The following is a 23543-nucleotide window of genomic DNA, read 5'->3' as shown; positions in this document are numbered from 1 at the left end:
ATTATTTTTTGAGATGAAACTCACTCCCGGTCTCTACCGTGCCGTCACGATGGTGGCGCTCCCGCTGGCGAGTCTGTACCTCACGTGGCGTTCCCGCAAACAACCCGCTTACAGCGAGTTTTGGGACGAACGTTTCGCCTGGTCGACCTATCCCCTGCGCGGCGAGCGTCCGCGCGTTTGGATCCACGCCGTGAGCGTGGGCGAAACTAACGCGGCGAAGCCGCTCTTGGAGCGCATGCTCGCCGACTGGCCCGAGTGCGACGTACTCCTCACCCACATGACGCCCACGGGCCGCGAAGCGGGCGAGAAGCTCGTGGCGCTCGCGCCCGAGCGCATCCACCAGTGCTACCTCCCGTACGACGCGCCTTACGCCGTCGAGAAGTTTTTCAGGCAGACGCGCCCGACGCTCGGCGTCATCATGGAGACCGAAGTCTGGCCGAATGTCATGCACGAAGCTTCGCGCCTCGGGATTCCCATGGTGCTCGCGAACGCGCGCGAAAGCGAAAAGTCGCGCCGCCAGGCCGAGCGCGTGATCGACGTCATGGGGCCCGCTTTCGGGCGCTTCTCGGCGGTGCTCGCTCAGAGCGACGAGGACCGCGATCGCCTCGCTTCGCTCGGCGCGACCAACATCACCGTGACGGGGAGCATCAAGTTCGACATCAAGCCCGACCTTTCGCAGGTCGCGGCCGCTCGGGCCTGGCGCTCCCGACTCGATCGTCCGGTGCTCCTTCTCGCGTCGACGCGCGAAGGCGAAGAGGCGCGCTTTGCCAAGGCGCTCGTCGAGCGGCCCGAACTCACGGAGCGCGGCCTCGTGTTGCTCGTTCCGCGCCATCCGCAGCGCTTCGACGAAGTCGAGACCGTCCTCAAGTCGGCCGGCCTTCGCGTCGTTCGCCGCTCGAAGCTTGCGGGCGCGCACACCGTGCCCGCCGACGTGCAGGTGATTCTCGGCGACAGCATGGGCGAGATGAGTTTTTACTGCGGCCTGGCTTCGATGACCGCGATGGGCGGCTCGTTCGAGCCCTTCGGCGCGCAGAACGTGATCGAACCCGCCATGGCGGGCTCGCCCGTCGTGGTGGGACCGTCGATCTTCAATTTCGACAAAATCGTGCGCGACGGCGTGGCTGAAGGGGCCATGGTGCAGGTGGCGACGCCCGAGGAGGCGCTCGACGTCTTTGCGCGGTGGCTCGACAACCCCGAAGAGTGCGCGGCGGCCGGGCGCTCCGCGCTCGCTTTCGCCGCCCGCTGGGGCGGCGCAACCGATCGCATGATGACCATTCTGGAGGAACTATGGCAGACGGCGCAGAAAACCGAATCCCCAACGTACTGAGCATCGCGGGGGTCGACCCCTCGGGCGGAGCGGGGCTTCTCGCCGACATCAAGGCGATGAGCGCCTGCGGCACCTATGCCTGCGGGGTGGTGACGGCCTTGACGGCGCAAAACACGAAGGGGGTCGACGGCATTTTCGACGTGACGCCCGACTTCGTGCGCGAGCAGCTCGAAACGCTCTTTGCCGACGTGCGCATCGACGCCGTTAAGATCGGCATGCTCAGCAACGCGGGCGTCGTTGCGGCCGTGGCGGAGTCGCTCGAGCGGCATCGCCCGGGCTTCGTCGTGCTCGATCCGGTGATGGTCGCCAAAAGCATGGATCGGCTCCTTGCGCCCGCGGCGGTCGAAGCGCTCAAAACGCGCCTTCTGCCCCTTGCGAACCTGATCACGCCCAACGTGCCCGAATGCGCGGATCTGCTTGGCATCTCCGAAGGCGAAGTGCTCGCCGACCTCGAAGGGTCGGCCCGCGCGCTCTGGCGCCTCATGGGCCGTCGCGACGGTTGGGTGCTTCTCAAGGGCGGCCACGTGCCGGGCAAGGACGCCACGGACCTTCTTCTGAGTGGCAACGTGGTCGTGCAGTTCCCCGCCGAGCGGATCGAAACGAAGAACACGCATGGTACGGGCTGCACGCTCTCCTCGGCCATCGCCGCGCGCTACGCGGTCCGAGGCGACATGCTCGCCGCCGTCAAGGAGGCGAAGGACTACATCACGGGCGCCATCCGGCACTCGGGCGAACTCTCGGTCGGACACGGGTGCGGGCCGACGCATCACTTCTGGTCGGTCTGGCATAATGTAAAATAATGTAACAGTTGCTTGACGGAATCATTTTCCTCGGGCATACTTCGACTTCTCAACGGCGCATTAGCTCAGTCGGTTAGAGCAGAGGAATCATAATCCTTGTGTCCGCGGTTCGAGTCCGTGATGCGCCACCAGAATTCAACAAAAAAGCCCTGCCGTAAGGCGGGGCTTTTTTGTTAGCATCGTCTTGATTTTTTATCGTCACCGGACATAAACCGTGCCAGCGAAAAAACTGTACATGCGCAGCTTCGGCTGCCAGATGAACGACTACGACACCGGCCGTCTCTCGGATCTGCTTCGCGACGCTCAGTCGTACGAACGTACCGAAAACCTCGAAGAGGCCGACCTCGTCGTGATCAACACCTGCTCGATCCGCGAAAAGGCTCAGGAAAAGGTCTTCTCCGACCTCGGCCGCATCCGCGAAGTGAAGAAAGAGCGCCCCGAGATGCGCATCGCCGTGGGCGGCTGCGTGGCGAGCCAGGAAGGCGAGAACATTCTGAAGCGCGCCCCCTGGGTCGACGTCGTTTTCGGGCCGCAGACGCTCCACCGCGTCCCCGAACTCCTCGACGAGCGCACCCGTACGGGTCGCGCCCAGGTCGACGTGAGCTTCCCCGAAATCGAGAAGTTCGACCATCTGCCCACGCCCGAAGCGCACGGTGCCACGGCGTTCGTGTCCATCATGGAAGGGTGCTCCAAGTACTGCTCCTACTGCGTGGTGCCCTACACCCGCGGCGAGGAGATTTCGCGCCCGCTCGTGGACGTCTTGGTTGAAATCGCCCAACTCGCCGATCAGGGCGTGAAGGAAGTGACGCTTCTCGGGCAGAACGTGAACGCCTACCGCGGCGTGACGCCCGAGGGCGACACGGCGGACTTCGCGCTTTTGCTCGACTACGTCGGCCAGATCGACGGGATCGAACGCATTCGCTACACGACGAGCCATCCGCGCGAATTCACGCAACGCATCATCGATTGCTACGAACGCAATCCGAAGCTCGTGAGCCACGTGCATCTGCCCGTGCAGTCGGGGTCGGACCGCGTGCTCGCCGCCATGAAGCGCGGCTACACGGCGCTTGAATACAAGTCGATCGTGCGACGCCTCAAGAAGGCCCGCCCCGGCATTTCGATCGCCACCGACATCATCGTGGGCTTCCCCGGCGAAACGGCCGAGGATTTCGAAGAAACGATGAAGCTCGTCGAAGACGTGGGTTTCGATGCGAGCTTCAGCTTCGTCTTCAGCCCGCGCCCGGGCACGCCCGCCGCGCGACTTCCCGACGATACGCCTTACGAAGTGAAGATCGAGCGTCTGCAGCGCCTTCAGGCCGCGATCGACGCGCACGCGCAGCGCATCAGCGAAAGCATGCTCGGCAACCTCGAGCGCGTGTTGGTGCTCGGGCCCGCGCGCCGCGGCGAAGGCTATCTGATGGCCCGAACCGACAACAACCGCATCGTCAACTTCCCGGGTTCGCCCGAGTTGATCAACCGGATGGTGACCGTGCGGATAACCGAGGTCTATCCCCACTCGCTCGGCGGGGAGCTCGTTCAGGAGGACTGATGACCGAACGCCTCACTTTTTCAACGGACGTCGGCAGCACGGTGCTCGCCAATTTGTGCGGCCCGCTCGACGACAACATCCGACAGATGGCCACGATTCTCGGCGTTTCGATTCGCCGTCGCGGGGCCGTCTTTACGGTGACCGGGGAACTTGAGGCGGCGCGCCGCGCCGTCTCGGCTCTCGAGACGCTCGCGGCGCGCATCGTACATACGGGCGAAGCGCTCACGGCCGACGACATTCAGTGGTTTTTCGTCGGCGAAGACGATCGGTTCCGAGCTGGAAAGAGCGACGAAGCGCCCTTTGAAGTCGAACTGAAGACGCGCCGCCGCGATCTTCAGGGGCGCACCCCCAATCAGCGCGCGTACCTGAAGGCGATTCTTTCCCACGACATTTCGTTCGGGATCGGGCCCGCGGGGACGGGGAAAACGTACCTCGCCGTCGCGGCTGCGGTCGACGCGTTCGAGCGCGGCACGGTCGAGCGCATCGTATTGACGCGCCCGGCCGTCGAAGCGGGCGAACGCCTCGGGTTCCTGCCCGGGGACCTCACGCAGAAGGTCGACCCCTATCTGCGTCCGCTCTACGACGCGCTTTTCGACCTGATGGGGTTCGAAAAGTCGCAGCGTCTCATGGAGCGCCAGTCGATCGAGGTCGCGCCGCTTGCGTACATGCGCGGGCGCACGCTCAACAACGCCTTCGTGATTCTCGACGAAGCGCAGAACACGACGCCCGAGCAGATGAAGATGTTCCTCACCCGCATCGGCTTCGGGTCGCGCGCCGTCATTACGGGCGACGTCACGCAGGTCGACCTGCCGAAGGGCGTGCCGAGCGGGTTGAAACACGCGGCGAAGATTTTGGAAAACGTGCGCGGCATCGCCATCACGCGTTTCAACGCGGGCGACGTCGTGCGTCATCCGCTTGTGGCGCGCATCGTCGAAGCCTACGAACGGGCGGGCGAGACCGACGAAGCGTCTCGCCGGGACCGATAAGGAGAAAATCATGGACGAACTCCTCCTCCAGTTGATCGTGCAGCAGGCGTGGCTTTACAAGAAGGAATTGCCCTGCCGCGCGAAGATCGAACGTTGGATTCGAGCGGCGCTCGAGCGTAACTCCTCGTTCACGCTTCGCTTCGTCGACGAAGCGGAAGGGCGAGAACTCAACGCCCGGTACCGCCACAAGGACTACGCGACGAACGTTCTCACCTTCGACTACATGCACGAGCCCTGCGCCGAGGCCGACATCATCATTTGCGTGCCGGTGCTGCAGCGTCAGGCCCGCGAGCAGAACAAAACGTTCGAAGAGCACCTCGCGCACCTGATCGTGCACGGCGTTCTGCACGCCCACGGGTACGATCATTTGAACGAAGAAGAGGCCGAGGAAATGGAGGCCCGGGAAACGGAGATCCTCACGGGTCTCGGCTTCCCGAATCCCTACAGCGATCGCGAGGGGATGGTTCACGATTGATCGGTCGGGTCGGTGTATCCTAGGGGGTCCCGACCTTTTCTTTTTTCTTCATGTCGAACGAACCCCCCAGTACCAAGCCCCGAAGTTTTTTCGACCGCCTGGCGGCCGCATTCCACGACGATGAGGTGAACGACCGCGCCGCGCTCCGACAGACGCTGCGCGAAGCCTGCCACCACGGTCTCGTCGACGAGGACACGCTCTCCATGATGGAAGGCGCCCTCAACGTTTCCGAATTGCGCGCGCACGACATCATGGTCCCGCGCTCTCAGGTTTTCGGCGTGGACGTGGCCGACGATCCCTCCGTCTGGCTGCAGACGGTCATTCGTTCGGGGCACTCCCGCTTTCCCGCCTACGAGGGCGACCTCGACAACGTCACGGGGATTCTTCACGCGAAGGACCTCTTGAAGCTCCTCGTCGATCCGAAGACCGACGTGCGGGCGTGCCTGCGCCCCTCCCGCTTCATTCCGGAGAGCCAGCCCGTGAACGTCCTCCTCAGGGACTTCCGCGAGACGCGCAGCCACATGGCGCTCGTCATCGACGAGTTCGGGAGCGTCTCGGGGCTCATCACGATCGAAGACGTGCTCGAACTCATCGTGGGCGACATCTCCGACGAATTCGACCGCGAGGATAAGGGCGCCAACATCGTTCCCGACGGGAGCGGCTGGCGCGTGAAGGCGTTGACGCCCATCGAGCAGTTCAACGAATTCTTCGCCTCCGACCTGTCGGACGACTACTGCGAAACGATCGGCGGCCTCGTGACGGACCGGTTCGAGCACGTCCCGCACGCCGACGAAGAAATCGTCGAGCGGGGGTTCCGTTTCCGCATCGTTCGCGCCGATCAGCGGCAGGTGGTCCTGCTGCACGTCGAAAAGCTTCCCGCCCTCTGACGGGGATTTCGGCATGCGGGCGGCTGCGACGATCCTTCTTTCGCTCCCGTGCGGAGCGGCCTTTTCGAGCGCTTTCGAGCCGCTCGCCTGGTGGTGGGCGGGGCTTGCGGGACTCGCCCTGCAACTCGGCCTTACGGGGCTCGCTGCCGTCGGCGCACGCCGGGCGCTCGTTTCGCAGTTCGCGTTCGGGCTCGGGTGGTTTGCGCCGGGCCTTGCCTGGACCGCGAATTCGATGACGGAGCACGGGCACGTGCCCGTCGTTGCCGCTTGCGTCGGCGTGGTGTTGCTCGCCCTCGTGTGTTCGGCCTTTACGGCCGCGGCCGCGGGCCTCGTCGTGCGAACGACGCGACCGGGCACGGGGCGCCTCGCTTCCCTGACGGGTGCGTGGACTCTGGCCGAATGGGTGCGGGGGCCGGGGCTCGTCCATTTCGGATGGCTGACGCCCGCCGAAATCGCGCCCGACCTTCCTTGGGCGGGCTGGGCGCCCCTCGGGGGCGCATCCGCCGTGACGCTTGCGATTTTGCTCGGCGGCGCCGCGCTCGCGCTTCTTGGGGACGTCGCGCTGCGACGCGCCCTCGCGCGTTCCCGCTCGGGCGACGCGCAACGCGCCCTCGGCGCGGCGGCGGTCCTCGTGCTTCTCGTCGGTGCGGGGTCGCTCTCGCACGGGTACGACTGGTCGAAGCCGGGCGAAACCGTAACTCTTCGCCTTTTGCAGGCCGACTTGCCGATCGTCGACGTCTTTACGCGGGCCGACACGGGCGAGCGCATCGCCGGCGTTGCGGCGCAGGCGGCGGCTCCCTGGCCCGAGAGCGCGGACGGCGGGAACCTGCGCCTCGTCGTGACGCCCGAAGGCATGATCACGACCCCCGTCGAACGCTTGAATCGCTCGGGCGCCGAAGCGCTCGGGCAGCTCCTCGACGTTGCGGGCGCACCCGTTCTCTTCAACGGCTTTAGGAAGACTCCGGAGGGCTACGCCAACACGGCGTTTTTCGGAGACGCAACAGGCGTCAACGCCTACGTCGACAAGCGGCGGCTCGTTCCCTTCGGCGAATACGTGCCGCCCGGCTTCCGCTGGTTCGTGGAGCGTCTCGGGATTCCGCTTTCCGACTTGGCCGAAGGCGGCTGGGATCAGCGTCCGAACCGTCCGTGGGGCCCGCAGGGGCCGAGCGTAGGCGTTCTCATTTGCTACGAAAACGTCGACGGCGCCGTGCTCGAAAGCTGGGCGACGGACGTCCCCGACCTGCTTCTCGTCACCTCGAACCTCGGGTGGTTCTCCCCGTACGTCATTCCGCAGCACCTGGCGATGAGCCGGCTGCGTGCCATGGAGGCGGCGCGCCCCCTCGTCTCCGTCAACAATAACGGCCTCTCCGCCGTGCTTGACGCGCGCGGCAACGTCGTCGAAACGCTCGCCCGCTCGGGGCGCGACGCGCGCACGGTGACGGTCGCCTCGGCAACGGGCGTCCCCACGCCTTATCTCGCCTTCGGGGACCTGCCCGCGCTTCTCGTTGCGGCACTTCTTCTCGTCTCGGGGTTCTTCCCGTATCGTCGTCGCGGTGCGGCGACGTCCTTCGGTCGTCTTTGAAAGCCAATACGCGATAAAATCGACTATTCAGCCGCCGGTGCCTCATCGGGTGCGGGCGCAAGACGCACCCGACCGGCCCGCTCCCGGACCGCCCCGGGGTCGATTCACCTTTCAAAGGCGCCCGCCGTTCGCGGGGCGTAACAAAGAATGATCACCTTTCAGGAAGTCATCCTGCGCCTGCAGGAATATTGGAACCGTCAGGGCTGCGCGCTCCTGCAGCCGATCGACTTGGAAGTCGGTGCCGGCACGTCGCACACGGCGACGTTTTTGCGTGCTCTCGGTCCCGAACCGTGGCGCGCGGCCTACGTGCAACCCTCGCGTCGTCCGAAGGATGCCCGTTACGGCGAAAATCCGAACCGTCTCCATCAGCACCACCAGTACCAGGTCGTGCTCAAGCCCGCTCCCACGAACATCGTCGACCTGTACTTGGGGTCGCTCCGCGCGCTCGGCATCGACACGGAAGTGAACGACATTCGCTTCGTCGAAGACAACTGGGAAAACCCGACGCTCGGCGCCTGGGGTCTCGGCTGGGAAGTCTGGATGAACGGCATGGAAGTGACGCAGTTCACGTACTTCCAGCAGGTGGGCGGCCTCGAATGCAAGCCCATCACGGGTGAAATCACGTACGGGCTCGAACGCCTCACGATGTACCTGCAGAACTGCGACAACGTGTTCGACCTCGTCTACACGACGTGGAAGGATCCCGACGGGACCGATCGCGTGCTCACGTACGGGGACGTCTTCCACCAGAACGAAGTCGAACAGTCGCACTACAACTTCGAAGCGAGCGACTGCACGAAGCTTCTGCAGCAGTTCGACTACTTCGAAAGCGAAGCCAAGCGCCTGATGGACCTCAACCTCGCGCTTCCCGCTTACGAAATGGTGTTGAAGGCCGGCCACACGTTCAACCTCCTCGACGCGCACGGCGCCATCTCCGTGACGGAACGCGCGGCCTACATCGCCCGTATCCGCAATATTTCCCGTTCGGTGGCCCAGAGCTACTACGATTCGCGCGAACGCCTCGGCTTCCCGATGTTGAAGAAGAACGCCGATTGAGTGCGGAAAGGACAGAAAGAAAATGACGAATCTTCTCGTTGAACTTCAGACCGAAGAACTGCCGCCGAAGGCCCTTGAAACGCTCTCGAAGGCGTTTGCCGAAGGCGTGAAGAAGAGCCTTGCGGCCCAGCATTTCGTGAGCGAAACGGCCGAAACGACGGTGTACGGCGCTCCGCGCCGCCTGGCCGTACTCGTGAAGGACGTTCTCGCCGAAAGCCCCGAAGAAGCCTTCACCCAGAAGCTCGTGCCGGTGCGCGTGGGTCTCGATGCCGAAGGCAAGGCCACGCCCGCTCTGCTGAAGAAGATGCAGGCGCTCGGTATCGACTGCCCCGTCGAAAACCTGAAGCAGGTCGACGACGGTAAGAACGTTCAGCTCGTCTTCGAAGGCGTCCGTCCGGGCGTCAAGCTCGCGCAGGGTCTTCAGACGGCGCTCGATACGGCCGTGCGTTCCCTGCCGATCCCGAAGGTCATGACCTATCAGCTCGCCGACGGCGAAACGACCGTGTCGTTCGTGCGTCCCGTGAAGCACTTGACGTGCCTCTACGGCACCGAAGTCGTTCCCACGGAACTCTTCGGCCTTCAGGCCGGCCGCACGACGATGGGCCACCGCTTCCACTCGCAGGGCGCCGTTGAGATCGCCTGCGCCGACGATTACGAAACCGCCCTCAAGGCCGCCCGCGTGATGCCCTCCTTCGACGAACGCCGCGAAACCATCCGCGCGCTTCTCGCCGCCAAGGCGACCGAAGCGGGCGGCACGGTCATTTGCCCGGCCGATCTGCTCGACGAAGTGACCGCGCTCACCGAGTGGCCCGTCGTCTACGAAAGCTCCTTCGAAGAAGAGTTCCTGTCGGTTCCCGAAGAGTGCCTCATCCTGACGATGCAGCTCAATCAGAAGTACTTCGCGTTGCGCGATGCGTCGGGCCGTCTGATGAACAAGTTCCTCCTCGTCTCGCAGCTCGAAGCGAAGGACGGCGGTGCGGCGATCTCCTCCGGGAACGCCCGCGTCGTGCGCGCCCGTCTCGCGGATGCCAAGTTCTTCTACGACCAGGACCGCCGCGAAACGCTCGAAAGCCGCGTCGAAGGCCTCAAGCACGTCGTCTACCACAACAAGCTCGGCTCGCAGGCCGAACGCATGTTGCGCGTGAAGGCGATGGCGGGCGAATTCGCCGATCTGATCGGCGCCGACCGTGCTCACGCCGAACGCGCCGCGCTCCTCGCGAAGGCCGACCTCCGTACGCTCATGGTGGGCGAATTCCCCGAACTCCAGGGCATCATGGGCGAGTACTACGCCCGTCACGACGGCGAAGCCGACGACGTCGCGCTTGCCGTGCGCGAACACTACCAGCCGCGCTACGCGGGCGACGAGCTCCCCTCGACCCCCGTGAGCCTTGCCGCGGCGCTTGCCGACAAGATGGAAACCCTGACGGGGCTCTTCGGCATCGGTCAGATGCCGACGGGCGAAAAGGACCCCTTCGCGCTGCGTCGTCACGCGCTCGGCGTGCTGCGCATGCTGATCGAAAAGGAACTCCCCGTGTCGCTTCGCACGTTGATCGACGCCGCTTGGGCGGTCGAGCAGGGTGTTCCGGGCGTCGTCGACCATCGCGCCGAACTCGAAGCGTTCTTCACGGATCGCCTGCGCGTGATGATGCGCGACAAGGGCTACACGGCTCAGGAAACGGATGCGGTGCTCGCGCTGCGTCCCGAAATGCTCGGCGAACTCACGAAGCGTCTCGACGCCGTGCGCTCCTTCATGGCGCTGCCGGAAGCCGAAGCGCTCACGGCGGCCAACAAGCGTATCGGCAACATCCTCAAGAAGGCCGACGGCGAGATTCCCGCCGAAGTGCGTGCCGAACTGCTCACCGAAGCGGCCGAAAAGGCGCTCTTCGAAGCCGTTGAAAAGGCCGAGCCGGGTGTCGCGGCCGACCTCGAAGCCGGTCGCTACGAAGCGATGCTCACGTCGCTTGCGGCGCTTCGCGCTCCGGTCGACGCCTTCTTCGAAGACGTCATGGTCAACGTCGACGATGCCGCGGTTCGCGCGAACCGTCTCGCGCTCCTGAAGCGCCTCTACGCGCTCATGAACCGCGTTGCCGAAATCGCACGACTCGCCAAGTAATCGCGCGTTACGAGTGCGTTGAAACGAGGTCCGAACCGATATGATTCGGTTTGGACCTCTTTTTTTGGGGCTATATCGCGATGAAGTTTCTTTACGCGGTGCGGGGTTGGATTTTCTACCTCCTCCTTTCCGTCACGATCGTGGGCCTGGCCCTTGCGGTGCTGCCGGCCAAACTGGCGGGCTGTTCGTTGCGGTGGCGCTACGACCGACTGTGCCGGCCGTGGGCCAAACTCGTTTTGCGTCTGCTCAAAGTCGTCTGCGGCGTCGACGTGAAGGCAACCGGCATGGAAAACATGCCCGACTCGGGCCCCGTCGTCGTTCTCTCGAAGCACCAGTCGGCCTGGGACCCCTTCTGGCTGGGGGCGTACCTGAAGCAGCCCGCCTGTTTTCTTTATAAGCGCAGCCTCCACCGCATCCCCGTTCTGGGGTGGATCTTCTGGTCGATGGAGATGCTTGCGGTCGACCGCTCGAAGGGCCGGACGGCGTTCGAGCACTTCATGGAAACGGGCCCCGAATTTTTGAAGCGCGGCTGGTGGATCTGCCTTTTCCCCGAAGGGACGCGCGTGCCTCCGGGCGAGCACGTCCGCTACAAAACGGGCGGCGCGCGCTTTGCCTGTGCGACGGGTACGCCCATTCTGCCCGTCGCGCATACGGCGGGCACGTGCTGGCCGAAAAACAGCGTGGCGAAGATTCCGGGGACGATCCGCGTCTCGGTGGGACCCCTCATCGAAACGCGGGGGCGCGATCCCCACGAGGTGACGGCGGAGGTTGAAGCCTGGATCGAAGCCGAGGTCGAACGCCTCTACGGCGAGAACGCGTCCCGATGAGTGCGGGGAAGGGCGCTTCGACGCTTGAGGTGAATGTTGTCGGCGACAACATTCTGCGCATCGACCTTCTCGGGCGCGAAGTCGACGTGACGGTGTGCTGCCGCAGCGCGCGCAGGCGTCGCGCGGCGATCTGTCTGCAACGGGGGCGCTTCGAAGTGCGTACGCCCCTGGGGTGGTCGCTTCGACGCGCGGCCGCGCTCCTTCAGGCCAACGTCGCCTGGCTCGAAGCGCAAATGCGCTCGGGGGCCGTGTTCGTGCCGTCGGAAGAGACGCGCGCACCCGAAGGAAAGCGCTTTTTCGAAGGGGCGGAGTTGCCCCTTTACGGCACGTCCGCCCGATTGCATTTTGGGGCGCGTACGGCGTCGGCGGAGCGTACGGACGAAGGGTGGCGGATTGCGCTTCCGTGCTCGGCGGATCGGCCCGACGAGGAGATCGAGCCCCTCCTCGTGCAACTTCTCAAGCGGGAAGCAGAGAAGACCTTCACGCGCCTGATGGCCGCGTGGCGCCCCTCGGACCTTCCTCCCGAGCGCGAGATTCCTTTCACGCTCTCCGGTGCCAAAAGCCGCTGGGGCTCCTGCACGCGCTCGGGGAAGATTCGTCTCTCCTGGTACCTCGTCTTTTTCGACGAGCCTCTCATCGAGTACGTCGTGGCGCACGAGTACGCGCACCTCACGCACTTCGACCATTCGAGCCGCTTCTGGGCGCTTTTGAAGAAGCGCATGCCCGACATGGAGGAGCGCCGAGAGCGCCTCAAAGCGCTCGGGCGCAGGCCCCTTCCGATCGGCGCCTGAAGGGCCGAGCCCTATCCTCACATGCAAAGGGCACCCTTGCGGATGCCCTCGAAAGCCGTCCGGACGATCGGCGCGTCAGAGAGCTCGCTCGTCGAAGCGGCGGCGTGCGGCTTCGTTCGCAAGGCGCACGTATGCGTCGACGTCGAGCGCCTCGGGACGCAGCCCCGGGTTGACGCCCGCCGCTTCGATTCCCTCTTCGGTGAGGAACTTCGAGACGGCGTTGCGCAGCGTCTTGCGTCGTTGCTGGAAGGCGGCGCCCACCAGGTCCGAGAAGATCGCAAGGTCGACCTTCGGGAGCGACTCGACGGGCAGGGGCACCATGCGTACGATGGAGCTCGTCACCTTCGGGGGCGGCACGAACGCGCCCGGCGGCACGTCGAAGAGCTTGAACATCTTGTAGCGGTACTGGAGCATCACGGAGAGACGCCCGTAGGTCTTCGTCCCGGGCTCGGCCACCATGCGGTCGACGACTTCCTTTTGGAGCATGAAGTGCTGGTCGATCACGCGATCCGCCCCCTGCATGAGGGCGAACAGGAGCGGTGAGGAGATGTTGTAGGGAAGGTTGCCGATGATGCGAAGGCGCTTGCCTTCGAGCACCGAGCTCCAGTCGAGCTTGAGCGCGTCGGCTTCGATGAGCGTGAGTTCGCTCTCGGTGAACTGCGTGCGCAGGAATGCGGCGAGATCGCGGTCGATCTCCACCGCCGTTTCGTGTCCGGCTTCGGCGATGATTTCGCGCGTGAGCGCGGCCTGTCCGGGACCGATTTCGATGATCGCGTCGCCGGGCTTGGCGTCGATCGCGCGCACGATGCGACCGATCCAGTGACGGTCGTGGAGGAAGTTCTGTCCGAAGCGTTTGCGGGCGTGATGCCCCTCAAGCCATTCTTGTTTCACGGGTGACGGATAAGTAGGATCGGGTTCGGGAGCCGCGGACTTGCGGCGAAAAGTCGACGCCCGCCGCAAAGGGCGCCGTCGACTCGATCATGATACATGCGGAAGGGGTGCCCGCCCCGATTTCGGGAGGCGGGCCGTGCGAAGCGCGCCGGTCGGTCCGTCCGTTGCGGAGCGAACCGACCGCAGGTTCTTATTCGAGCCCGTCGCCGCGGATTTCCACGTAGGCTTCGTCGCGAAGCGTGCGCTGCCAGTCGTAGGCGGCTTCGGCGAGCTTCTTCTGACGCAGGGCCTGACGGGCCGCGATGCGCATGCGCTCGGGGTTGCCTTCCTTGTCGGTGCGGCGTTCGACGACCTGGATGAGGTGGTAGCCGTAATTGGTCTTCACGGGCTCGGACACCTGGCCGGGCTGAAGACGCATCATCGCTTCTTCGAAGGCGGGGACGGCGTCGCCCTTTTGCAACCAGCCGAGGTCGCCGCCGCGGGTCGCGCTCGCGTCGACCGAATTCAGACGGGCCATCGTGGCGAAGTCCGCTTCGCCGCGTTCGATGCGGGCCTTGATGTCGTTCAGGCGGCGCAACACGTCGGCTTCCGGCGTGATGTCGCTCACGAACATGAGGATGTGACGCACGTGCGTCTGCTCGACCGGACCGCCCGCAAGCTTGGCTTCGACGCCGTTGCGCTCGCCCTCGAGCTTCACGACGTGGAAGGCGTGCTTGGAGCGCACGACGTAGACGTTCCCCGTCTTCTTGTCGGCGGAAATGGCCGTCCAGAAGTCGCCCGGCAGATCCTGAGCGGTCTTCCAGCCGAGGTCGCCCCCCGTAAGCGCGTCTTCGGAGCGGGAGAAGGAAGCGGCGAGCTTCGTGAAGTCTTCGCCCGAACGGGCGCGGGTCGCGATCGATTCGGCGGCGCTGCGAACGGAGTCTTCTTCTTCGGCCGAGCCGACCGGGAGGAGAATGTGCGCGACGTGATATTCGGTCGTGTCGTTCCCCGTAAAGCCCGCCTGTTCGGCGAGATAGGCGTCGATTTCGCTGTCGAGAATGGTGATCTTTTCGTCGACTTCGCGTTCGCGCAGGCGTTGCGTCGTGATTTCGTCGCGAATCTGACTGCGGAAAGCGTCGAACGTCACGCCGTCGGCCAAGAGGTGCTGACGCAGCTCGTCGACCGTGAGGTTGTTCTGGCGGGCGATCTGTTCGATCGAGGCGTTCACCATCTGGTCGTCGACGCGGATGCCGGTCTGACGGGCGCGCTGCATGATCGTGCGCTCCGAGATGAGGCGCTCGAGCACCTGGCGTCGGAGGTCTTCCATCGCGGGGAGCGCGATGTTCTGGCGACGCAGATTGATCGCCACCGTGTGAACGCGCTGCTGAAGCTCGTACTCGGTGATGATGTCCGTATTGACGACGGCGACGATGCGGTCCACTTCGACGGGGCCCGCGACGGCGGTCGCGGCCGCGGGAGCGGCTTCGGCGGCGGAGCCCTCCATGACGCTTGCCGCCTGAGCGGTGCAGGCCAAGAGTGCGCCGAGCGAAACGGCGAGAATCTTCAGCGAATTATTCATAGTAGTCATAGGGGCTGGTAATGCCGGGAACCGTATCACGGGTCTGGTAGGACTTGATGTTTCGACGGAGTTCGGAGAGCGGACTCGTACCAATGCTACCGAGCCCGGAGAGCTCGAGTTGTAAGAAGAAGTTGGACTCCTGCTCGTTCGACGCGGTCGTGTAACGTTGTGCGGCAAAGCGCAGCGTCCAGCAGTCGTGCAGGTACTCGAAGCCGCCGATCACTTCGATCGGCTTGCTGCGGTAGAGCGAATAGTTGTAGCGGAAAAGACCGTAGAACCGATCGGTGAGCGGCCACTGCATCGCGAAGTCGATCTGCTTGATGCGGTCGTCCGGGTCGGTCGAGGCCGTGTTGTAGCGATAAAAGAGCCCGAGGGACGACATCGGACGGGGCGACCACTGGATGCCCGTGTTGGCCTTGACGAAGCGGTTTTCGGCCGAGGAGTACTGCGCGACGGCGGAGGCCGTGACGGACTTCGAAAGACGCGCGCCCACGCTCGAAAGCAGGTCGCTTCGCACGTCTTCGCGTCGCCCGTCGCCGCCCGTGGAGTCCTTGTACCAGAGACGGTCTTCGTCGGTGTTGAGGAACTGCACGCGCTGATCGCGGAAGTACTGGCGCTGACCGATGCTCGCACGGAAGAGTTCAAGGCCCGACGCTTTGTCGATGTAGCGCGTCGAGAGAACGAGCGAAACCTGATTGGCTTCCGACACGCGGTCGTAGCCCGAGAAGACGTTCTCGGTAAAGAGCGTCGCGAAGTTGAGGTCCGAGATCGACGTGTCGAAAATCGGGATGTCGCTCTGATCGCGGTAGGGCGACCAGGCATAGAAGACGCGCGGCTCCAGCGTCTGGAAGGCGTCGCGACCGAGCCAGCTCGTGTCGCGCTCGAACACGAGCCCCGAATCGAGACTGAAAATCGGAGACATGCGGCTCGGGGAGTCGTTGACGTAGCCCGAGCCCTTGAGGTCGGTGAGGTCGTACCAGGCGCCGATGAACTGGCCCTTCGGAATGACGAACCAGCCCGCACCCTGCATCGGGTAGGCGATCTGCTGATCGACGACGAAGCGCGACCCGCCGATGCGATCGGGGTGCTTGAAGCGCGTCGCGTCGAGCACCGTCGCGACCTCGAACCCGTGGAAGTTGCCGTCGTAGCCGCGAACTTCAACCTGCGGTTCGCGCTCGTAGGGCTTCTGCACGTAGTCGATGTCGTCGGTGAGAAGCGTCTGGTTCTTCTGCACGCGCACGGCCGCGTTCCAGTACTTCTCGGTGTAGGTGAGTTCGTAGTCCTGCGGCAGCACCGACTCGGACGACTCGCGGATGTTGCCCGAGAAGTCCGAAATGAAGTCGTCGTCCGAGACGCGGTTGTAGTTGACGTGCGCGCCGAACTTGCCCTTCGAGAAGTCGGCCTGCGTGCGCAGCCCCCAGCGGTCCTCGTTGACTTCACGGTCCTCGGGCATGTAGTCGAGCCCGACTTCGGCGTCGAGATTCCGGAGTTTGAGTCGGGCTTCGTTGCCGAGCATCACGCCGCGCTTCGACATCAATCGGGGCGTGAAGGTGTAGTCGTAGTTCGGGGCGAGGTTGAAGTAGTAGGGGACCGCCACGTCGACGCCGCGCGTCGAACTCATCCCGTAGGTCGGGGTGAGAAAGCCCGAGCGGCGCTCCTTGCTGATCGGGAAGGAGAACCAGGGCGAGCCGAAAATCGGAACGCCGAGAAAGTGCAGCGACGCGCCCGTACCCGAGGCCGTCTGGTCGTACTCGTCGATTTCCAGGTCGTTGAGCTTGATGAACCAGGACTCGTCGTCGCGCTTGCACGTAGTGAGCGTCACGTCTTCGAAGGTCGTGCGGTCGCCCGAGACGAAGCGGATGTTGCGGGCGCAACCGCGCAGATTGCGCGGCGCGTATTCCCACTCGGCGTCTTCCATCGAGCCTTCGCGCGAGGTGATGCGAAAGCGCATCGAGGGGCCCGAGAAGCTCGCGCCCTGCCCGGAGATGCGGGCGTTGCCCGTGGCGACCACCTCGTCCGTTTCCTGAACGTACGTGATGCGGTCGGCGCGCAGGACGGAGCCGCCGCGTCGGATTTCGGCGTTGCCGACGAGGTGCAGTTCGTCTTCGGGGTTGCCTTCGATTTGGTCGGCGGTGACGAAGCTCGCCGCATCGTTGGCCGGCTGCGCGCGTCCGATCTCAAGTTTCATGACGGAGTCGAGCTGAACGCGTACCGGGGAGGAGTCGGCGGCTTGCGCTGCGGCGCTCATGGCCGAAACGGCCAGTGCGACGCGCAGGGCAATCTCTCGGGCGGGCGGGAAGGACATAGGAGGTCGAGAGTGACAGGGCCCGAATGGGACCGATAGAATGGCGACAACAAAGTGGACTGATTATAAGGCGCCCGCCCTCCGGAAGGACGAAGCGCCTCTTGGTATTGATGCTTGAATGCTTGATATGACGACACGTGACGAAAAACGCGCGCGCTGGCTCGCGAACATCGCGCCCCGCTTTGGGCTGAAGCTCGAAGCTCTCGAACCCGCAAGCGCCGACGCGAGCTTTCGACGCTATTTCCGCATTCCGACCGAGACGGGTACCGTCATTCTGATGGACGCGCCGCCCGAGCACGAAAATACGCCCGCCTTCCTGAAGGTCGACGCGCTCATGCGCGAAGCGGGCCTCAACGTGCCCGAAATCCTCGCGGAAAACACGGCCGACGGGTTCGTGCTCCTGAGCGACCTCGGACGGCAGACGTACCTCGACGTGCTCGACGAACAAAACGCCGCCCGCCTCATGGGCGAAGCGACGACGGCGCTCGTCGCCTGGCAGAAGGCAAGCCGTCCGGGCGTGCTGCCCGAATACGACCGGGCCGTGCTCGAGCGCGAAATCGAACTCTTTCCCGAGTGGTACGTGAAGCGCCACCGCGGCGTCGAATGGGACGAAAAGCGCCTCAAGTGGTGGACGATGTCGAAGGAGGCGATCCTTCGCTCGAACCTTGCGGAAGCGCGCGTCTTCGTGCACCGCGACTTCATGCCGCGCAACCTCATGGTAAGCGACCCCAACCCCGGGATTCTCGACTTCCAGGATGCGCTCTACGGGCCCGTAAGCTACGACATCGCGTCGCTCCTTCGTGACGCCTTCATCTCGTGGGACGAGAGTTTCGTCCTCGACGTGACGATCCGCTACTGGGAAAAGGCCCGCAAGAGCGGCATTCCAGTTCCCGCGGACTTCGGCGACTTCTACCGTCAGGTCGAATACATGGGGTTGCAGCGCCACCTCAAGGTGCTCGGCATCTTCGCCCGCATCAACTACCGCGACGGCAAGCCGAAGTACCTCGAAGACACGCCGCGCTTCGTCGGGTACGTGCGCCGCACGGCTTCGCGTTACATCGAACTCTCGCCTCTGATGCACCTCATCGACGAACTCGAAGGAACCGAACGCAAGGTCGGGTACACGTTCTGATGCGGGCGATGCTCCTTTGCGCCGGCGCGGGCTCGCGACTTCGTCCGAGAACGCACGTCCTGCCGAAGCCTCTCGCTTCGGCGGGCGGCGTGCCGCTTGCCGTGCGACAGATCCGGGCGCTCGCCCGGTCGGGCGTGCGCGACATCGTCGTCAACGCGGCGCACGGCGCCGCGGAGCTCGTTCACGCGCTCGGAGGGGGCGAACGCTGGAACGTGCGTCTCCATTACTCGATCGAAGGCCGCAGCGCCCCGGAAGCGTTGGAAACCCGCGGCGGCATCGTCCGGGCGCTCGACCTTCTGACGGAAGGCGGCCGCGAAGACGCTTTCATCGCGGTCGCGGGCGACATCGTCACGAACTTCGACTTCACGCGCCTTCTGCATCACGCGTGGTCGGGCGACGCGCTCGCGCACCTCGTGATGGTCGAAAACCCCGACTACCACCCACAGGGCGACATGGGGCTTTGCGCCGACGGGCGGCTTTCACGCGTCGCGGGCGAACGGCTCACCTTTTCGAGTCTCGGCCTCTACAAGGCGGAACTCTTTTCGGGGCTCGACGACCGACGCGCTTCGCTTTTCCCCTGGCTCTTCGCCCGGGTGGACGCGGGGCGCGTGACGGGCGAACGGTTCGACGGGCTGTGGGCCAACGTCGGCACCGAGCTCGAACGACGCCGCGTCGAAGCGCTTCTTCGGGAGGAGGCATGAAAATCGGTCCTTACGAACTTGCTAACCCCGTGATGCTCGCCCCGATGGCGGGCATGAGCGACTGGCCTTTCCGCGAGATTTGCAAGGCGACGGGCGCGGGCTACGCCGTGGGCGAAATGACGGCGAGCAAGCCCGAGCTGCGCGACACGCGCAAGAGTCGCAGCCGTTGGGCACACGAGCACGAAACGGGACTCAAAGTCGTGCAGCTCCTCGGGGCCGACCCGCAGCTCATGGCCGAAGCGGCCCGGTACGCCGAAGCGGGCGGAGCCGACGTGGTCGACATCAACATGGGGTGCCCCGCGAAAAAGGTTCTGCAGGCCGCCTGCGGGAGCGCGCTCATGCGCGACGAGGCGCTCGTCGGGCGCATTTTGAATGCGGTCGTCGGAGCGGTCTCCGTTCCCGTAACCCTCAAAATCCGCACCGGCTGGAGTGACGCGATGAAAAACGCCGTCTCGATCGCGCGCATCGCGCAAGAGGAAGGCGTCGCGATGTTGACGGTGCACGGCCGCACGCGCGAGCAGGGCTTTCGCGGCTCGGCCGAGTACGAAACGATTCGCGACGTCAAACGCGCCGTCTCGATTCCGGTCATCGCCAACGGTGACATCGACGGCCCCGAGAAGGCGCGCTTCGTGATGTCGTTCACGGGCGCCGACGGCGTCATGATCGGACGGGCAGCGTACGGCAACCCGTGGATTTTCCGCGACGTCGCGGCCGCGCTCGGTTTTCGCGAAGATCCCGCGGCGGGCCGTTTTCCGAGCCTCGACGAGCGTCGGGACGTGCTTCGGCGGCACATGGCCCTCCATTTCGATTACTATGGCGACCAACGCGGTGCGGCACTCTTTCGCAAGCACCTCACGCACTATTTTTCTGGACTGCCCGAGGCCCGCGAAGCGGGTCTCGAGGAACTACTGCGCCTCGAAGGCGCCTCGGCCGTCGCCGAGGGCGTCGAGCGGCTTTTCGAAGCGCTCGCACGCACGGCGACTCGAGCGGATACGTAATGCAACAGGACGACGCCACGATTGCGCCGGAAGACATCCTTTCGGCATCTCCCGACCTTGAGGAGGAACTGAAGATCTTCGACCCGACGACGGTCCCCGCGGCCCGCGCGCGCACGGAAGATCTTCAGCAGGTGATCGTCCGTCATCTCGACGAGTACTTCGCGCGACTTGACGGTCGCGCGCCCCATCCGCTGCACGAACTCGTCATGTCCGCCGTCGAACGGCCGCTTCTCATCTATGTCATGGCCATGAGCCACGACAACCAGTCCACCGCTGCACAACTTTTGGGTATTAACCGAAACACCCTCCGTAAAAAGCTGGTTCAGTACGGCATCGCCAAGGACCGGCGGAGGGGCTCTTTCAAAGGAAATTGAAGCATGCGCAAACAAGCTCTCCTCAGCGTTTCCGACAAGACGGGCATCGTCGACTTCGCCCGCTCCCTCGTCGAGCTCGGCTACCACCTGCTCTCGACGGGCGGCACGGCTCGTCTGCTCGAAAAGGAAGGCATTCCCTGCCAGGAAGTGGCCGACTACACGGGCTTTCCGGAAATGCTCGACGGTCGTGTGAAGACGCTCAATCCCAAGATCCACGCCGGCATTCTCGCCCGCCGCCCGGTGGCCGAACACATGCAGGCGCTCGCCGAACACGGCATCGACCCGATCGACCTCATCGTCGTCAACCTTTACCCCTTCGAACAGACGATCGCCAAGCCCGACTGCACGTTCGAAGACGCCATCGAAAACATCGACATCGGCGGCCCGACGATGATCCGCGCCGCGGCGAAGAACCACGAATCCGTGGCCGTCGTCGTCGATCCGGCCGACTACGACCGCGTTCTTGAAGAAATCCGCCGCGACGGCGCCGTCGGCGCCGACACGCGTCTGATGCTCGCCAAGAAGGTCTTCTCGCACACGGCCCGCTACGACGGCATGATCGCGAACTACCTGACGAGCCTCTCGCCCGAAGGCGAACGCACGCTCTTCCCCGACGTCTTCACGCGCCAGTGGGAAAAGGTGCAGGATATGCGCTACGGCGAAAATCCGCACCAGAACGCCGCCTTCTACCGCGAACGCACGGTTGCCCCGGGGCTTCTTGCGGGTTACACCCAGCTCCAGGGGAAGGAACTCTCCTACAACAACATCGCCGACAGCGATGCCGCCTGGGAATGCGTGCGCTCCTTCGACACGCCCGCCTGCGTCATCATCAAGCACGCCAACCCCTGCGGCGTGGCGATCGCCGGCGACGTGACCGAAGCCTACAACAAGGCGTTCCTCACGGACAGCAAGTCCGCCTTCGGCGGCATCATCGCCTTCAACCGCGAAGTGACGGGCGAATGCGCCGAACGCGTTTCGCACCAGTTCGCCGAAGTCATCATCGCGCCCGCTTTCTCGAAGGAAGCGCTTGAAATCTTCGGCGCGAAGAAGAATCTGCGTCTCCTCACGGTGGCGCTCGGTTCGGCTCACAACGACTTCGACTTCAAGCGCGTCGGCGGCGGTCTGCTCGTTCAGACGCCCGACACGCAGCTCTGCGGCGCCGAAGCGCTCAAGTGCGTGACCGAAAAGGCCCCGACCGAAGAACAGACGGCCGACCTGCTCTTTGCCTGGAACGTCGCTCGCTTCGTGAAGTCGAACACGATCGTCTACGTGAAGAACGGCATGACGCTCGGCGTGGGCGCCGGCCAGATGAGCCGCGTCGACTCCGCGCGCATCGCCGCCATCAAGGCCGAAGAAGCCGGTCTCTCGCTCGAGGGTTCCGTCGCCGCTTCGGACGCCTTCTTCCCGTTCCGCGACGGTCTTGACGTCGTCGTCGACGCGGGTGCCGTGGCCGTCATTCAGCCGGGCGGCTCGATCCGCGACGACGAAGTGATCGCCGCCGCCAACGAACGCGGCGTGGCGATGGTCTTCACGGGCGAACGTCACTTCCGTCACTAAAATCCGTCCTTCGTGCGGATTTCGGGCTCGGAGGAAACGTCCCGACACGCCTTCGGGGCCCGAAATTCGCTTGACCGACGCTCAAGTCGCTTATAGTGCTCCTTAGTGCGGGCCGTGGGCGGCGCCGCGCCGCAGAGATCCTTTCGACTCTGCGGCGCTTTTCGTGTGTACGCGTATGTACGGTGCCGGAGAGTCCCGAGCGATTCGGCCCGAGAGCCCCGCGCGGTCCGACCGATTTCCGGTTACGAACCCGAGTCTGCCGTTTTCGGGCGGACTTCATCATGAAGAACAAAACAAAAGGAGGCTTCGTCTTGTCCTCGAACGCTTTCACTCCCTCCCTTTGGAGCCGTCGCTCCGTCCTCGGCTGCGGCCTGGCCGCCGGCGCTCTGGCGGCCGCCCCGGCCTGGGCGGATCTGCGCATCGAGATCACGGGGGTCGGCGCCAATCAGCAGCCCATCGCTTTGCAGACGTTTCAGGGAACGTCGGGCGCGCCCGACGATCTCGCCCGCGTGATCGGCGACGACCTGTCGCGCTCCGGGGCGTTCCGCGTCTTTTCCGCGGGTGCGGAATCGACCGAAGACGACCAGCAAAAGCCCGCGGCTCTTGCCGCGGCCGCTCAGCAGGGCGCGACCGCTCTCGTTGTGGGGGCCGTGCAGGAGGCGGGCAGCCGCTGGGAGGTGCGCTGCTTCATCTACGACTGCGTGACGGGCAACCTCATCGAGTCCTACGGCACGAGCGTTCCGAAGGACGACTTCCGCATGGCGGCCCACCGCTGCGCGGACCTCATCTACACACGCCTGACGGGCGAAGGGCCGATGTTCGCCTCGCAGCTCGCCTACGTCGCGCAGTACGCGAAGAACCGCTACGAACTCGTGATCACGGACTGCGACGGCGCCAATCCGCGCAGCGCCCTGCGCTCGCCCGAACCCATCATTTCGCCCGTCTGGTCGCCCGACGGCCGCCGCCTGGCGTACGTGAGCTTCGAACATAAGAAGCCGATCGTCTATCTCCAGGACCTCACGACGGGTCGTCGCCGCGCGGTTGCGGCCTTCCCGGGCAACAATTCGGCCCCGGCCTTCAGTCCCGACGGTCGCCGCATGGCGGTCGCCCTTTCGCGCGACGGCCTGACGCAGATCTATCTCATCAACACGGACGGCTCGGGGCTCGTGCGCTTCACGAAGAGCTACGGGATCGACACCGAACCCGTCTTCTCGCAGGACGGTCGCTGGATTTACTTCACGAGCGATCGGGGCGGCACGCCGCAGATCTACCGTCAGCCCGTCGAAGGGGGCGGCGCCGTCGAACGCGTGACCTTCGGTTCGAACTACGCCATCAGTCCCGACATCAGCCCGGACGGCACCCGTCTCGCTTACGTCTCCCGCATCGAAAACCGTTATCGCATCGCGGTGATGGATCTGGCCACGGGGCGCGATCTGCTCGTCACCTCCACGGAACGCGACGAGTCGCCGTCCTTTGCGCCGAACGGCCGCTTCCTCGTCTTCGCGACGGAAGAGGGCGGTCGCGGCGTGCTCGGGACGTGCGCGGCCGACGCCCGACTCTCGACCCGTTTGACGGGCGAAGGCGACATCCGCGAACCCGCCTGGGGGCCGGTCCTCAAATAACCATCAGAACCC

At 64.6% G+C, this 23543-nt stretch carries 20 protein-coding genes and 1 tRNA gene; 18 read left to right on the top strand and 3 right to left on the bottom strand.

Going from position 1 to position 23543, the window contains the following annotated elements; translation table 11 throughout:
* Window positions 1–13 precede the first annotated feature (13 nt).
* The 12 genes from S6FBBBH3_RS00250 to S6FBBBH3_RS00195 all read left to right on the top strand — a co-directional run bounded on the left by S6FBBBH3_RS00250 (window position 14) and on the right by S6FBBBH3_RS00195 (window position 12393).
* A complete protein-coding gene (locus tag S6FBBBH3_RS00250) occupies window positions 14–1327 on the top strand; it encodes a 3-deoxy-D-manno-octulosonic acid transferase (RefSeq protein ID WP_120175825.1) in 1314 nt (437 codons plus the stop codon).
* Window positions 1288–2127 (top strand): bifunctional hydroxymethylpyrimidine kinase/phosphomethylpyrimidine kinase, encoded by an 840-nt coding sequence (gene thiD / locus S6FBBBH3_RS00245; protein WP_120175824.1) that lies wholly within the window; start codon window positions 1288–1290, stop codon window positions 2125–2127. Before S6FBBBH3_RS00250 ends, thiD begins: the two co-directional genes overlap by 40 nt.
* A gap of 54 nt (window positions 2128–2181) precedes the next feature.
* Window positions 2182–2258: transfer RNA gene (locus tag S6FBBBH3_RS00240), tRNA-Met, on the top strand.
* An 83-nt stretch (window positions 2259–2341) separates the two neighbouring features.
* Window positions 2342–3676, top strand: a complete 1335-nt coding sequence (gene miaB / locus S6FBBBH3_RS00235; RefSeq protein WP_120175823.1) for a tRNA (N6-isopentenyl adenosine(37)-C2)-methylthiotransferase MiaB — start codon at window positions 2342–2344, stop codon at window positions 3674–3676.
* Window positions 3676–4662 (top strand): PhoH family protein, encoded by a 987-nt coding sequence (locus S6FBBBH3_RS00230; protein WP_120175822.1) that lies wholly within the window; start codon window positions 3676–3678, stop codon window positions 4660–4662. Before miaB ends, S6FBBBH3_RS00230 begins: the two co-directional genes overlap by 1 nt.
* A 10-nt stretch (window positions 4663–4672) precedes the next feature.
* Window positions 4673–5137, top strand: a complete 465-nt coding sequence (gene ybeY / locus S6FBBBH3_RS00225; protein WP_120175821.1) for an rRNA maturation RNase YbeY — start codon at window positions 4673–4675, stop codon at window positions 5135–5137.
* A gap of 50 nt (window positions 5138–5187) precedes the next feature.
* On the top strand, window positions 5188–6024 hold the full coding sequence (locus S6FBBBH3_RS00220; RefSeq protein WP_120175820.1) for an HlyC/CorC family transporter: 837 nt from the start codon (window positions 5188–5190) through the stop codon (window positions 6022–6024).
* A 13-nt stretch (window positions 6025–6037) separates the two neighbouring features.
* A complete protein-coding gene (gene lnt / locus S6FBBBH3_RS00215; protein ID WP_120175819.1) occupies window positions 6038–7606 on the top strand; it encodes an apolipoprotein N-acyltransferase in 1569 nt (522 codons plus the stop codon).
* Between the two features lie 147 nt (window positions 7607–7753).
* A complete protein-coding gene (gene glyQ, locus S6FBBBH3_RS00210) occupies window positions 7754–8662 on the top strand; it encodes a glycine--tRNA ligase subunit alpha (RefSeq protein WP_120175818.1) in 909 nt (302 codons plus the stop codon).
* 22 nt (window positions 8663–8684) lie between these two features.
* The gene (gene glyS, locus S6FBBBH3_RS00205) at window positions 8685–10775 is read left to right on the top strand and encodes a glycine--tRNA ligase subunit beta (RefSeq protein WP_120175817.1); all 2091 of its coding nucleotides are present in this window, start codon (window positions 8685–8687) and stop codon (window positions 10773–10775) included.
* Window positions 10776–10855: 80 nt separating this feature from the next.
* Window positions 10856–11602 (top strand): lysophospholipid acyltransferase family protein, encoded by a 747-nt coding sequence (locus S6FBBBH3_RS00200; protein ID WP_120177758.1) that lies wholly within the window; start codon window positions 10856–10858, stop codon window positions 11600–11602.
* Window positions 11599–12393 (top strand): M48 family metallopeptidase, encoded by a 795-nt coding sequence (locus tag S6FBBBH3_RS00195; protein WP_120175816.1) that lies wholly within the window; start codon window positions 11599–11601, stop codon window positions 12391–12393. The genes S6FBBBH3_RS00200 and S6FBBBH3_RS00195 overlap by 4 nt, the downstream gene beginning before the upstream one ends.
* A gap of 75 nt (window positions 12394–12468) precedes the next feature.
* On the opposite strand, the gene rsmA is transcribed toward S6FBBBH3_RS00195, so the two are convergent.
* The 3 genes from rsmA to S6FBBBH3_RS00180 all read right to left on the bottom strand — a co-directional run bounded on the left by rsmA (window position 12469) and on the right by S6FBBBH3_RS00180 (window position 17147).
* Window positions 12469–13284 (bottom strand): 16S rRNA (adenine(1518)-N(6)/adenine(1519)-N(6))-dimethyltransferase RsmA, encoded by an 816-nt coding sequence (rsmA, locus tag S6FBBBH3_RS00190; RefSeq protein ID WP_120175815.1) that lies wholly within the window; start codon window positions 13282–13284, stop codon window positions 12469–12471.
* 190 nt (window positions 13285–13474) lie between these two features.
* A complete protein-coding gene (locus tag S6FBBBH3_RS00185) occupies window positions 13475–14851 on the bottom strand; it encodes a peptidylprolyl isomerase (protein WP_232008795.1) in 1377 nt (458 codons plus the stop codon).
* The gene (locus S6FBBBH3_RS00180) at window positions 14835–17147 is read right to left on the bottom strand and encodes an LPS-assembly protein LptD (protein WP_120175813.1); all 2313 of its coding nucleotides are present in this window, start codon (window positions 17145–17147) and stop codon (window positions 14835–14837) included. The genes S6FBBBH3_RS00185 and S6FBBBH3_RS00180 overlap by 17 nt, the downstream gene beginning before the upstream one ends.
* Before the next feature lie 127 nt (window positions 17148–17274).
* Between S6FBBBH3_RS00180 and S6FBBBH3_RS00175 the strand changes: the two genes are divergently transcribed.
* The 6 genes from S6FBBBH3_RS00175 to tolB all read left to right on the top strand — a co-directional run bounded on the left by S6FBBBH3_RS00175 (window position 17275) and on the right by tolB (window position 23531).
* A complete protein-coding gene (locus tag S6FBBBH3_RS00175; protein WP_120175812.1) occupies window positions 17275–18279 on the top strand; it encodes an aminoglycoside phosphotransferase family protein in 1005 nt (334 codons plus the stop codon).
* Window positions 18280–18287: 8 nt separating this feature from the next.
* Window positions 18288–18980, top strand: a complete 693-nt coding sequence (locus S6FBBBH3_RS00170; protein WP_232008794.1) for a nucleotidyltransferase family protein — start codon at window positions 18288–18290, stop codon at window positions 18978–18980.
* The gene (dusB, locus tag S6FBBBH3_RS00165; protein ID WP_120175810.1) at window positions 18977–19978 is read left to right on the top strand and encodes a tRNA dihydrouridine synthase DusB; all 1002 of its coding nucleotides are present in this window, start codon (window positions 18977–18979) and stop codon (window positions 19976–19978) included. Before S6FBBBH3_RS00170 ends, dusB begins: the two co-directional genes overlap by 4 nt.
* Entirely contained in the window at window positions 19978–20352 is a 375-nt protein-coding gene (locus S6FBBBH3_RS00160) for a helix-turn-helix domain-containing protein (protein ID WP_120175809.1), read from the top strand. The genes dusB and S6FBBBH3_RS00160 overlap by 1 nt, the downstream gene beginning before the upstream one ends.
* 3 nt (window positions 20353–20355) lie before the next feature.
* Window positions 20356–21909, top strand: coding sequence for a bifunctional phosphoribosylaminoimidazolecarboxamide formyltransferase/IMP cyclohydrolase (gene purH, locus S6FBBBH3_RS00155; protein WP_120175808.1), 1554 nt, complete (start codon window positions 20356–20358; stop codon window positions 21907–21909).
* A 311-nt stretch (window positions 21910–22220) separates the two neighbouring features.
* The gene (gene tolB, locus S6FBBBH3_RS00150; RefSeq protein ID WP_232008793.1) at window positions 22221–23531 is read left to right on the top strand and encodes a Tol-Pal system beta propeller repeat protein TolB; all 1311 of its coding nucleotides are present in this window, start codon (window positions 22221–22223) and stop codon (window positions 23529–23531) included.
* Window positions 23532–23543: the final 12 nt, after the last annotated feature.

It is taken from the genome of Sutterella megalosphaeroides (genome assembly GCF_003609995.1).
GTDB lineage: Bacteria > Pseudomonadota > Gammaproteobacteria > Burkholderiales > Burkholderiaceae_F > Sutterella > Sutterella megalosphaeroides.
Note: the sequence above shows the minus strand (reverse complement) of the source record. Positions and strands in the feature narration are given on the sequence as shown.